The organism is Staphylococcus sp. IVB6214 (assembly GCF_025558585.1).
GTDB lineage: Bacteria > Bacillota > Bacilli > Staphylococcales > Staphylococcaceae > Staphylococcus.
This window is the reverse complement of sequence record NZ_CP094723.1, coordinates 1,568,180-1,580,431: the sequence shown is the minus strand read 5'-3', so window position 1 is coordinate 1,580,431 and position 12,252 is coordinate 1,568,180. Positions and strand designations below refer to the sequence as shown.

The 12,252-nt window shown below is 37.1% G+C and carries 13 protein-coding genes; 9 read left to right on the top strand and 4 right to left on the bottom strand.

Translation table 11 applies throughout. The annotated features are described in order from the left end of the window. Positions 1-10 precede the first annotated feature (10 nt). The 7 genes from pmtC (at position 11) to MUA51_RS07730 (ending at position 7,008) form a co-directional block, all read left to right on the top strand. Positions 11-886, top strand: a complete 876-nt coding sequence (gene pmtC, locus MUA51_RS07760; protein WP_262559234.1) for a phenol-soluble modulin export ABC transporter ATP-binding protein PmtC — start codon at positions 11-13, stop codon at positions 884-886. Beyond that, the gene (gene pmtD / locus MUA51_RS07755) at positions 883-1,611 is read left to right on the top strand and encodes a phenol-soluble modulin export ABC transporter permease subunit PmtD (protein WP_262559233.1); all 729 of its coding nucleotides are present in this window, start codon (positions 883-885) and stop codon (positions 1,609-1,611) included. Before pmtC ends, pmtD begins: the two co-directional genes overlap by 4 nt. A gap of 181 nt (positions 1,612-1,792) precedes the next feature. Then, a complete protein-coding gene (locus tag MUA51_RS07750; RefSeq protein WP_262559232.1) occupies positions 1,793-2,476 on the top strand; it encodes a GntR family transcriptional regulator in 684 nt (227 codons plus the stop codon). Between the two features lie 13 nt (positions 2,477-2,489). Beyond that, a complete protein-coding gene (gene gntK / locus MUA51_RS07745) occupies positions 2,490-4,028 on the top strand; it encodes a gluconokinase (protein ID WP_262559231.1) in 1,539 nt (512 codons plus the stop codon). Positions 4,029-4,051: 23 nt separating this feature from the next. After that, the gene (locus MUA51_RS07740) at positions 4,052-5,413 is read left to right on the top strand and encodes a gluconate:H+ symporter (RefSeq protein ID WP_262559230.1); all 1,362 of its coding nucleotides are present in this window, start codon (positions 4,052-4,054) and stop codon (positions 5,411-5,413) included. 192 nt (positions 5,414-5,605) lie between these two features. Next, entirely contained in the window at positions 5,606-6,163 is a 558-nt protein-coding gene (locus MUA51_RS07735; protein WP_262559229.1) for a DUF1700 domain-containing protein, read from the top strand. Between the two features lie 2 nt (positions 6,164-6,165). After that, the gene (locus MUA51_RS07730) at positions 6,166-7,008 is read left to right on the top strand and encodes a DUF4097 family beta strand repeat-containing protein (RefSeq protein ID WP_262559228.1); all 843 of its coding nucleotides are present in this window, start codon (positions 6,166-6,168) and stop codon (positions 7,006-7,008) included. Between the two features lie 47 nt (positions 7,009-7,055). On the opposite strand, the gene MUA51_RS07725 is transcribed toward MUA51_RS07730, so the two are convergent. Continuing rightward, complete coding sequence (locus MUA51_RS07725; RefSeq protein WP_262559227.1) at positions 7,056-8,102, bottom strand: C45 family autoproteolytic acyltransferase/hydrolase; 1,047 nt, start codon at positions 8,100-8,102, stop codon at positions 7,056-7,058. Positions 8,103-8,432: 330 nt separating this feature from the next. Next, positions 8,433-8,822, bottom strand: a complete 390-nt coding sequence (locus MUA51_RS07720) for a hypothetical protein (RefSeq protein WP_262559225.1) — start codon at positions 8,820-8,822, stop codon at positions 8,433-8,435. Positions 8,823-8,988: 166 nt separating this feature from the next. On the opposite strand from MUA51_RS07720, the gene MUA51_RS07715 reads away from it, so the two are divergent. Both MUA51_RS07715 and pglS read left to right on the top strand, forming a co-directional pair. Then, the gene (locus MUA51_RS07715; RefSeq protein WP_262559224.1) at positions 8,989-9,162 is read left to right on the top strand and encodes a hypothetical protein; all 174 of its coding nucleotides are present in this window, start codon (positions 8,989-8,991) and stop codon (positions 9,160-9,162) included. Positions 9,163-9,240: 78 nt separating this feature from the next. Continuing rightward, a complete protein-coding gene (gene pglS, locus MUA51_RS07710) occupies positions 9,241-10,284 on the top strand; it encodes a 6-phosphogluconolactonase (protein ID WP_262559223.1) in 1,044 nt (347 codons plus the stop codon). Between the two features lie 58 nt (positions 10,285-10,342). Here the strand turns inward: pglS and MUA51_RS07705 are convergent, their stop codons facing one another. Beyond that, the gene (locus tag MUA51_RS07705) at positions 10,343-10,774 is read right to left on the bottom strand and encodes an SRPBCC family protein (RefSeq protein ID WP_262559222.1); all 432 of its coding nucleotides are present in this window, start codon (positions 10,772-10,774) and stop codon (positions 10,343-10,345) included. Positions 10,775-10,811: 37 nt separating this feature from the next. Beyond that, positions 10,812-12,191, bottom strand: coding sequence for an aldehyde dehydrogenase (locus MUA51_RS07700; protein WP_262559221.1), 1,380 nt, complete (start codon positions 12,189-12,191; stop codon positions 10,812-10,814). Positions 12,192-12,252 lie beyond the last annotated feature (61 nt).

Below are 12,252 nucleotides of genomic sequence, written 5' to 3'. Positions count from 1 at the left end.
AGGAACATCAATGGAACTAAAACAAATATCGAAACAGTACAACAAACATGTTGTCATTGATCATATTGATTTTGCATTTAATGATAGCCGTATTGTTGGGCTGATTGGTAAGAATGGTGTCGGTAAAACCACGCTGATGAAAATAATGAATGGCAATATTGTTAATTACTCAGGAGAAGTCAAGGTTTCAAAAGAAGATGCGGTTGGCTACTTAATCGAACATCCGAAGTTATATGGTAATAAAACGGGTCTTTATAATTTGAAATTATTTGTGCAAGTACTTGGAAAAGGGTATGACAAGGCATATACAGAAAATATTGTCCGTGCTTTTGGCATGGAATCGTATATCCATAAAAAAGTGAAGAAATATTCGATGGGAATGAAACAAAAACTGGCAATTGCGGTTTCACTTATGAACAAACCGAAATTTTTAATTTTAGATGAACCAACGAATGGCATGGATCCAGATGGTTCAATTGATGTACTTAAAACAATTGAGCAACTTGCAAAAGAACTAGAGATGAAAATTTTAATTTCGAGTCATAAGTTAGAAGATATTGAACTGATTTGTGATCGCGCTGTTTTTCTAAGAGATGGTAAGTTTGTTCAAGATATGATGTTGACAGGTGAACAAGAGACAAGCCAAACGATGATTCAAGTTACCTATGATGATTTTGAAGCAGCCCGTCAATATTTAACAGAACATTTCAATGTCCTTCAAGTACAAAAAGATGAAGGTGTTATCATTATCAGTCAACAACAGAACTATCAATGGTTATTAAAGGGATTATCATCGCAACATATTTATCCGACATATATTGAAACGCGTAAAGCAACATTAAGAGATACTTACTTTGACATTAATAAACGAGGTGACAACGCATGAACAGCTTACAATTAGTGAAGTTTGATATGTTGAGTGTTATAAAAAGTCCTTTAACTTATATCGCTATTTTATTAGGGGTTTTACCAATTGCAGTTGTAGTCAGTGTTGTTGTGGCAACGGGTGATGAAGTAGATCCTAATATAATTTTATCGATGGAAAAATGGTTTTTCTCTCTCATTGGTATGATGTTTATCGTTAAAACATTAAGTCGAGATATTTCAGAAGGAACGATTCAACTTTATTTAAATAGCTTGCATCATCGCATCCAGTATTTAGTCGCAAAAGCAATTTCGATGATTATGTTGAGTATCTTGATGGCAGTGGTGGTACTAGGTATCACGTATATTGTGGATTGGACGACACAAGGACCAAGTATTGATATGAAATCGGTTGGACAATTGCCAGTATTTTATTTAATGCTCTTTTTCATTTATGGTTTATTATTATTTATGTTTAATTTAATCATACAAAAGCCTGCGTTTGTCTATACATTAGGGATATTCTTATTACTCTTTTTAACGATTGTGTCACCGTTTATTCCATTAATTCCACAAATAGGCCCAAAATTGATGGAAGCTTTAGACTATATTCCAATTGGTTATTTAACGCAAAAAACATTAGAAAACGATATGTCATTTACCAATTGGCAATGGATCATTAACGTTGCTTCATGCATCATGTTATTTGCTGGAAATGCATATTTGATTGCTAAAAAAGATATTTAATTTTTTAGGATGATAAGACAGCTTGTCTGTGAGAGAAATCTTGCAGTCGAGCTGTTTTTTTATGTCTAAAATCATCATGTGAATCGATGGGTGTTTAAAAATTTATAAAAACTACAAGTAAGCGTTTACAAAAATGATTTTTTAGATTAGAATACTTGTATACAAGTTGAGGTGATACAAAATGGAATTTCCAAAACAATGGCAGCAACAGATGTCAAAAGGGGAATGGATTGCAGCATGTTTACGCTTGAACATGATGAATGGTGAGTATGAAGAGCAAGAAGTCATTACAGAAAACCAAATTGCTAAACAATTCAATGTCAGTCGTTCACCTGTGAGAGATGCCTTCAAGATTTTGAGTCAGGATCGTTTGATTCAACTTGAACGTATGGGTGCAGAAGTATTGCCTTTTAACGAGACGAAACAACAAGAAATGACGGACATCCGTTTAATGATAGAATCCTTTGCTTTTACAAAGGTCATTCAAAGAGATGATTTATCAACCATTGTGCATGCAATGTATCAGGCGCTAGAGATGATGAAGGTCAGTGTGAAGTTCCAAGATCCTGTCAGTTTTACAGAACATGACATCCAGTTCCATGAATTGATGGTTAATGCATGTGAACACAGTTACCTGACTCATTTGTGGATGCAGATGAAACCATTGATGACCTGTCAGGTATATATCAGCATGTCACGACGTATGAATGTCGATGTAGAGGACTTTAAGCGTGTCATTACGAATCATCAAAAGTTTGTTGAAGCGGTGGAACAGCGTGATCGTCGATTAATGTATGAAGCATTCCGTTTGAACTTTAGTGATTTGAATAACGACATTGGCGCTTTTTGGTCTGATCAAATGTAAGGAGAGAGTAGATATGACAACGTATATGATCGGAATAGATATCGGTACGACGAGTACGAAATCAGTACTGTATAACGAACAAGGTGTAGAAGTTGGCAAGTCCCAACAAGAATATGAGATGTTTACACCAACTGTGGATACATCAGAAGAAGATCCGGATGTTTTGTTTGATGCTGTTGTGAATACATTACAAGGTGTCATTCAAGATAATGACGTTAAACCAGAAGACATCTCATTCGTGTCATTTAGTGCACAGATGCACAGCTTAATCTTAGTAGATGCTTCTGACAAACCTTTAACGAACAGTATTATATGGGCGGATAACCGAGCACGACATGCAGTGGAAGATTTGAAGCAGAACCATAACGGTCAAAAAATCTATGAACGTACAGGTACGCCAATGCATGCGATGTCACCCTTGAGTAAAATGTGGTGGCTCAAAAATGATGAATCTGCGCTGTATCAACAAGCAGCCCGCTTTGTCGATATTAAGTCGTATGTCATTTACCGATTGACTGGTGAGTGGGTAATGGATGAATCAATTGCTTCAGCGACAGGTCTTTACAACTTGCGTAAGCGTGATTGGGACCAAGAAGTCCTACAATTGCTAGAACTGTCATCTGAACAGTTACCGAGATTGGTATCAACACAATATATTTGTCAGGATATGGACGAAAAGTATGCAAAACAAATTGGCTTGCATACAACAACACCAATCGTCATGGGTGCAAGCGATGGTGTCTTATCAAACTTAGGTGTCAATAGCTATCGTCCCGGCGAAGTAGCTGTCACGATTGGGACATCTGGAGCGATACGCACAGTGGTTGATCGTCCGCTCACAGATAGCAAAGGTCGTATTTTCTGCTATGTGCTAGATAATGAACACTATGTTATCGGTGGTCCCGTTAATAACGGTGGTGTCGTTTTACGCTGGCTGCGTGATGAGTTATTAGCAAGTGAAGTAGAGACAGCGAAACGCTTAGGAATGGATAGTTACGATGTGATGACACGCATCGCTGAACGTGTGGAACCCGGTGCGCAAGGTTTGATGTTCCATCCATACTTAGCAGGGGAACGTGCTCCGTTGTGGACTTCTGATGCAAGGGGATCATTCATTGGTCTAACTTTAGCGCATAAGAAAGAGCATATGATTCGTGCGGTTCTTGAAGGTGTGCTCTTTAACTTGTACACGGTCTATCTTGCGTTGGTTGAAGTAATGGGTGAGATGCCGTCGAAAATACATGCGACAGGTGGCTTTTCTAAAAGTGCGTTATGGCGTCAGATGATGGCAGACATTTTTGATTGTGAATTGGAAGTGCCTGAAAGCTACGAAAGCTCCTGCCTTGGTGCTTGTGCAATCGGAAGCCTTGCTATTGGTAAGCGTGACAACTATGACATGATTGCGGATTGGGTCGGTAAAACACATGCGCATGAAGCCAATCAAGAAGTTGTAAACACGTATCAAGAGTTGGCATCTATCTTTATACAAGTGAGTCGTAGCCTTATGTCATCTTATGAAGCAATTGCAAAATTTCAAAGCAAACATTATTAATTTAAGGAATAGAGGGATATATTATGTTACATGAGTTATGGCCAATTATTAGTGTCGTATTAGGTATTTTATTGTTACTCGTATTAATTATGGCATTTAAATTAAATACATTCGTGTCGTTAATTGTGACGGCGATTGTGACTGGCTTATTCTTAGGTATGCCATTTGACAGTATTATTAAAACCATTGAAACCGGAATGGGTGGAACGCTAGGGCATATCGCATTGATCTTCGGTTTAGGTGCGATGCTCGGCAAATTGCTTGCTGATGGTGGCGGTGCAACACAAATTGCAGATACACTCATCAGTCGTTTAGGTGAAAAATATGTCCAATGGGCAATGGTCATTGCATCATTTATCATTGGGGTTGCACTATTCTTTGAAGTTGGACTTGTATTATTAATTCCGCTTGTATTTACCATTGCAAAACGTATGAATATCTCACAATTGAAAATCGGTTTGCCAATGGTAACAGCTTTATCTGTAACACATGGCTTCTTACCACCGCATCCAGGACCAGTTGTCATTGCATCTGAATTGAATGCGAATATCGGTGAAGTGTTGTTATACGGCTTTATTATTGCGATTCCAGTGACGATTGTGTCAGGACCACTATTCGTAAAAATCGCACCAAAATTATCACCAACAGCATTCCAACGTGAAGGAGATATTTCATCATTAGGTGCAACAAAAACATTTGAAAAAGATGCGTTACCTAGCTTTGGATTAAGTACATTTACAGCATTATTACCAGTTATCTTAATGTTATTTGCGACAGTATGGCAATTAGTCACAGGTCATACAGATGGCGCAACAAACGCCTTTGAAAGCTTTATTTACTTTATCGGTACAGCGGGTACAGCTATGTTAATCGCTGTTCTATTTGCAATCTTCAGCATGGGCTTAATGCGTGGCATTGCGATGAAAGATGTGATGGATACTTTAACACAAGCAATCTATCCAATCGGTATGATGCTCTTAATTATCGGTGGGGGCGGTGCCTTCAAACAAGTACTGATTGATGGTGGCGTTGGTAAAAGTATTGAAACATTCTTTACAGGTTCACATATCTCACCATTACTACTTGCTTGGCTTGTAGCAGCTGTACTTCGCTTGGCATTAGGTTCGGCAACAGTTGCGGCAATCTCTACAACAGGAATAGTCTTACCATTATTACAAACAGCAGATGTTAATTTAGCACTTGTAGTATTAGCAATCGGTGCAGGTAGTGTCTTCTGTTCTCACGTAAACGATGCAGGTTTCTGGATGTTCAAAGAATACTTTGGTTTAACAGTCAAAGAAACATTCTTAACTTGGTCACTTGTTGAAACGATAATTTCTGTCAGTGGTCTTGTATTCGTGTACTTCTTGAGTTTATTTGTATAAATTAGAATTAGCTGAGTCACACTATTTTATGTGTTGCTCAGCTTTTTATTGTGTTCAGAATATAAAATTTTAAAATTACAAATCATTAAGAATATGACATTTACAATACAAATTGTGCATAGTTATTTTAATTTTTAAATCAAGTAACTATAATTAAAAGTAATTTCTATTAGAGTAGTCAGGTGCAATGGGATGGATAAAATTACGTTTTTGAATGAATTAGAGTATCAATTAAACAAGTTACCAAAAGATGTCGTTGATGACGTCATGAATACATATGAAAATTATTTTTATGAAGAAGGGCAAAAAGGCTTTACCGACAAAGAGATAGTGAATGCATTGGATACACCGAAACAGATTGCAAAACAGAAGTATGCGAAATTTGCGGTTAAAGATGCAGAGAAAAAGCCAAATATTACACATGTCATCCGTGCGATTATCGCAACTATTGGCATGAGTCTCGTGACGTTCTGTTTTGTCTTAATTCCACTAATTATTGTCGTCATCATGATGATGGCAGCCACCTTTGTTGCGTTAGGTATGATTCTTTCTCCATTTATTTTATTAATTTCGAATATATTAGCAGGTATACAAAATTTTTCGATTAGTAATTATTTGTTTAGTTTTGCGTATCTTGGTTTAGGCACCATGTTTTTAGTGATGATTGTTAAGGCATCCATAGGCATAAGAACTATACTCATTCGATATTTAAATTGGAACATGCACTTTATGAAAAAAGGAACCATGTAATCATGAAAAAACTATTTATTTTTGGTATGAGTTGTTTTATCATCTTCTTTATTTTAGGAACATTAGTCTGGCTGTTTATTGAACAGAAAGGCCAACCGATTACAAAACTTGATCGCGCATTTGATGATACACAGATTGAAGCACTTGTCGTCAATACAGATATTGTTAATGTGAAGTTTCAAGAAGGAAAGACTTTCCATATGCAATATAAGGGGAGAGAACAATTGAACGTGACGCAACAAGGTCGTACCGTGCAGGTGGTTGAACGGATGAATGGCAAGCGCAAGATGTTGAATCTGAATCCCTTTATCACGAATGCTGAAGAACTTGTTGTTACGTTGCCACCGAATCACCTCAAGCATTTGAATGTGACGACACATATTGCTAACGTCAATATGAAAGATGTAAAGGTTGATAAAGTTATGGTATGGAATGATCAAAATGGAGAAGTGAATTTGAAAGATTGTCAATTCAAGCATACACAAATTAAAGGACATGAAACATTTGTAAAGGTAGAGAATAGTAAGTTAGCAAAAAGTGATGTAAACGTAGCGAATGGCATGATTTTTGCGAATCACACAGCTGTTGAACAAAGCCTATTCAAACTTGGTGAGGGAGATATGCATTTGTTAAAAATGTCACCTGAATGTGATCTCAAAGGCATTGCCAATAAAGGAGATATTGAGATGTCGTATGCACAAGCACCGAAACATGTCCGTTTGAAGTTACAGCCAACGAATGGTGAAGCGATGGTGGAACACCCAAATATAAAAAATGGCATCAATGGGAACGGCAAACATCAAATTGAACTATATACGAACGATGGAAATATTGTTGTACGTTAAAAATAGCGTTACAAATTCTGGAATTGATGAATTTGTAACGCTATTTTTTATGATTCTGTGGCAAATTGAATGTCTGTATCGAGTTGACCGTGTAATGTTGTACGTTCTAGGGATTTGCCGTCTAACCATGCACGGAAGTCAAAAGCAATAGGTGCTTGAGACTCACCTAACGTAATCCAAGCGGTTAACGTTGTAGGATCGTACATTGATGTATGAATGGTTCCGCTCCAACTTTTGAAGAGTTTACTATATATTTCGTACTGCGGATCGTTAAATCGTTTGAATACATCAAACTTGTCTGGCGAATTTTTAGGAATTTGTGCTTCCAATCGTGCCAATCGTTCTTCCGATTCTTTTGTGTAGTTTCGATTTTCGTGCGTGAGTAACTTAAAATGATTGGTACATGTTTGATCATGACGGATATCGATACCACGTGGCGTCACTTCTATAATAGCGTGATTGCCAGAAGCATCCATGACGATATAGCTGAATGAACTACGATGGGGGATACGTTTTAATAACGAGATAGCTTCTTCAACATTTCGACAATATTCTAAAATAATTCGACCAACCATATAGCACACGAAACCATTTGCTGGCTTTTTACGATGCATAAAGTTGTAAGCCATCACAAGACCATGTTCATTCATACCATCCATACGTCCTGTTGTTCGTGACATTGGACCAATTTGTGCGTAGCCACCATCAGTGGGTTGAAACAACTGATAGCGACCATCATATGTAGCAGGATGATAATCATAGTTACGCACGAGATAATGATCACCTACAAACACACTGCAACCGCTATCTGGTAGAGTAGTAAATCGATAATGAGCAAAATTAAGAATGGCTTGTCGTGTTGGAATATTCAACACATCTTGTATACCACGAATCTCATCCCAAATCTCAGGTGCGAACTGTTGGAAGATGGCCTGCGTTTCTTGAATATCGATATCAAATCTCGGAACACGTTTGCGCCATTCTTTTTCTCTATTTTTAAGCATTTTCGTTTGTTTTAACCATGTGCCGACTGCGACACCGTAATCATAATGTGTACCTCTAAAAGTTAAAATATCTGACTTAACGTTTTGCATAGACTGATATCCTTCCTGCAATATAAAATACATCTTTTGTTACGATGTTGTAATGCAAGGTTAATGGTTTTTTGACGTGTGCATTACTATAATGAGTATATCATTTATAAAATGAAATTCATTGGAGCGTGCATAGTTGATGACTGAAACTTTTATTAGAGTAAAAAATTGGTTTTATCGAAACTTCACATCTTAGTCTTTTTAGCGTATACGTGTCGAACGACGTTATCAGATGTTATCGGACAATGTTTTGTTAGTAGTAGGATATAATTCATATACTGTTTCATCATGTGAGGGGCTGATATCATTGTGTCTGATGCTTACACCATGTTAATTGTGGAAATCTTTAACATTCGGTGTAATATAGATGGACTTAATTGGGCTCGGATCATCTGTCTTGCGTGTGCTGAAGGTGATGGCTATCATAGTCTTGCTTGTCTTATGGTAGTCTGAACTTTCATGCGAATATGTATAAAAAATAACCATTTGCTTATCATAAACATGTGCGCGGTGAATCACTTCAAAATTCCATTGCAAATTTTTGTTTGATTCGACTTGTTTCGTGCGTTTATGAAGCATATCAATTAAGTGTGACTTGCTTAGAGCAACTGGTTCACCTATTTCATTAATATAATATGCTACAACTTGATCATCTATCATATTTGACACGCCTTCAATGTCATAGTTTTTCCAATAATTGAGCAATGAAATGTATGGCATGCAATTTACCTCTTTCTTAAAATTATTTATTCATAATGTACCATATTTTGATAGATAATTGAATGTTTTTAGATTAGTTTGTTCGTGTTTAGGGTATTTATTTAACCATGGGAATTATATATGGTATGATACCTATGTATATATTATGTAAATAGAGGTGACAATTATGTGGAATTTCATTAAAGGTGTATTTAAATTTTTCTTCTTACTAACATTCTTCACAACGTTAGTAGTAGGTGCTGGTGCAGCTGTGTTAGCATATGTTTTCAAAAAAGATTTTGAAGAAATCGAAAGCAAAACAAAAGAAATCGTATCAGATATCGAAAATAATATCGGATAATCAAAAGGGGACTGAAGTAGAATAACTATTATTCTATGACAGTCCTTTTAGCTAGATATAAGCAAAGGAGAGAGTGATATGACGACAAAGGGTTACATCGGCTCATATACCAAAAAAGAAGGTAAAGGTATTTATCACTTTGAATTAGATGAACAAACAGGCAAAATTAAAACTGTTGAAACAGCGTATGAGTTGAATGCTTCTACATATTTAAGTCAGTTTAAAGATACACTTATCGCATTTACTAAAGATGATGAACGTGCAGGCGTAGTTACGTTTAATATTAAGGATGACAACGCATTAGAAGAAACAGCACGTAGTCTTGAATCGTTAAAAGGTTCTGCATGTTATGTTTCTGCATCTCCAGAAGGTGAATTCATTTTTGAAGCGGTATATGGTGATGGTATCGCACGTATATATGAGTTTGACGCAGAAAAACAGCAAGTCGGCAAGCTGATTGAAGAAGTGTATCACGACTACACACCAGGACCAAATGTTGCGAGACAAGAGGCATCACATGTACATTACATTGAAGTAACACCCGAACAAAAATATGTGGTTGCTGTTGATTTAGGTGCAGACTTACTCGTGACATACCACTATGGCCATCAAGGCTTAAATGTTGCACATCGAACTGAGCTACAACCGGGAGATGGACCACGTCATATTGCATATCATAAAACAGGACGTTATGCATATGTGGTCAATGAATTATCAAATACGGTGGTTGTCATGGATTATGAAGATGGACGTTTTACAGAGCGTGAACGCCATTTAACGATTCCAGAAGACTTTTTACATCCGACAAAGTTAGCGGCAGTCCATTTGTCACATGATCAGCAATATTTATATATTTCAAATAGAGGTCATGATAGTATTGCTATTTTTAAAGTATTAGATGACGGTGCGAGATTAGAATTAGTAGACATCGTACTATCAGGGGATGAATTCTCACGTGATTTCAACATCACACCTTCTGATGATTATCTCGTTGTGGCGCATGAACAAGGCGATTCAAAAGTAGTCGTATTCAAGCGAGATAAAGCAACGGGTCGTTTAACATTAACAGATGATAGTCAACAAGCTGCTGAAGGCGTTTGCGTGAAGTTTTTAGAAGCATAGTGAAACAGCCATATTTCTACGTATTATGTGTAGAGATATGGCTGTTACTTTTTGACAATTATTTAAGTTGTTCAAGATATTTAGGAAGTGCAACTTTTACAATATCGTCCCATCCGTCATTCATAAATGGTTGAACAACAGGATGTGGTTGACCAAATTCAGTTTGTTTCGTTTCATCCCAACCAGAATGAATCAGCGTAAATTTTGTTGTCTTAGAATCTACTTCATCTAATTTAAACAAAATCTCCCAATCCTTGCCCCAATAAAAACTGAGATGATTTTTTGGGATAACTTTCTTAACTTTACAGGGGGAATCGCCAAATTCTCCGGCATGAAGCGTAAATGCTTTGTCAGGTGTTGCTTCGAAATCATTTGGCATCCACCAAGAAGCAATACCTTCCGATGTGGAAACTGCATCCCATACTGTATCTTTATTGGCTTGTAGTGTTACAACTTTTTCAATTGGTTTCATTTCAGAACTATTCTGCATTTTTCTTATCTCCTAATATTGATTCTCTTGATTTTTGTTACTTCTTAAAAACTTTTTTAATCGCATCTAACTTCCCTTGATAAGGTGGGAAAAATAAGCCTGATTCAAGCTTTGTTGTTTTAAAGATGTAGGACTTTTCATGTGTAAAAGTGTCGAAAGAGTACTTTCCGTGATAATGACCAATACCTGATGCACCAACACCACCGAAAGGAAGGTTCGGATTGGCAAGATGCAATAAAGTATCATTAATCGCCCCACCACCAAACGATAGTTCGTTGAGTACGCGGTCTGTTGTATTTTCATCTTCGCTAAAAAGATAGAGCGCCAAAGGTTTTGGACGTGATTGTACAAATGCAAAGGCTTCATCAAGATCTTGATACGTTATGATTGGTAACAATGGCCCGAAGATTTCTTCTTGCATGAGTGGGTCATCGATAGTCACGTTATCATAAATACTTGGTGCAATTCGGCGTTGTGTCGCATTGCGTTCTCCACCGATGATACATTGATCTTTCTGTGCATCCATTAAAGTTGCCAGGCGATCGAAATGGCGTTCGTTGACGATATGTCCTAAATCTTCACTAATAAGTGGGTGTGATCCGTAAAATTCTTTCAACGTTGTACGCAATGCATGAATAAATGGCTCTTTAATCGACTCATCGATTAAAATATAATCTGGTGCGACACAAGTCTGTCCTGTATTGATGAATTTCCCGAAACTAATACGTTCGCTGGCTACTTTCAAGTTGGCTGTCTTATCAATGATGACAGGGGACTTTCCACCTAGTTCTAGCGTAACAGGAATGAGTTGCTCAGCTGCCGCCTTGTAAACAATCTTGCCAACATGCTCACTTCCTGTAAAGAAGATATGATCAAAAGGCTGTTCTAGAAGTGTTTGAATAACATCAGCTCCCCCTTGAACAACTGAGACATATTCTGGTTCAAAAGTGTCTGTAACAATGTCTTCTACTACTTTTGCCACATTCGGTGTTAATTCAGATGGTTTAACAATTGCAGTATTCCCAGCCGCAATTGCACCAATTAAAGGTTCGAATAGAAGTTGGAAAGGGTAGTTAAAGGGTCCGATAATCAGTACAGTACCTAAAGGCTCTTTAACGATAAAACTTTTTGCAGGGAATAGATGAACCGGTGTATCTACCGCTTGTCGTTTACTCCATTTATCGATAGATTTGCGCATCAGCTTAATACTACTTAATGTATAGCCAATCTCTGTCGCATAAGCCTCAATGCTGCCTTTTCCTAAATCGGTTAGCAACGCTTCTTTTAATGCAGCATCATGTTGTTTAATACTTTTCGATAGGCGTTTCAATTGTTTTTTGCGAAACTTAATTGATTTTGTTTCATGTGTCAGGAAGTATTCCTTTGAGTGTTGGACTTGTTTTTTTATCTGTTGCATGTATGCAGTCCTTTCTATTTGTGATAAAAGGACTGAGCGTGTATGTGCCCAGTCCTTAGGT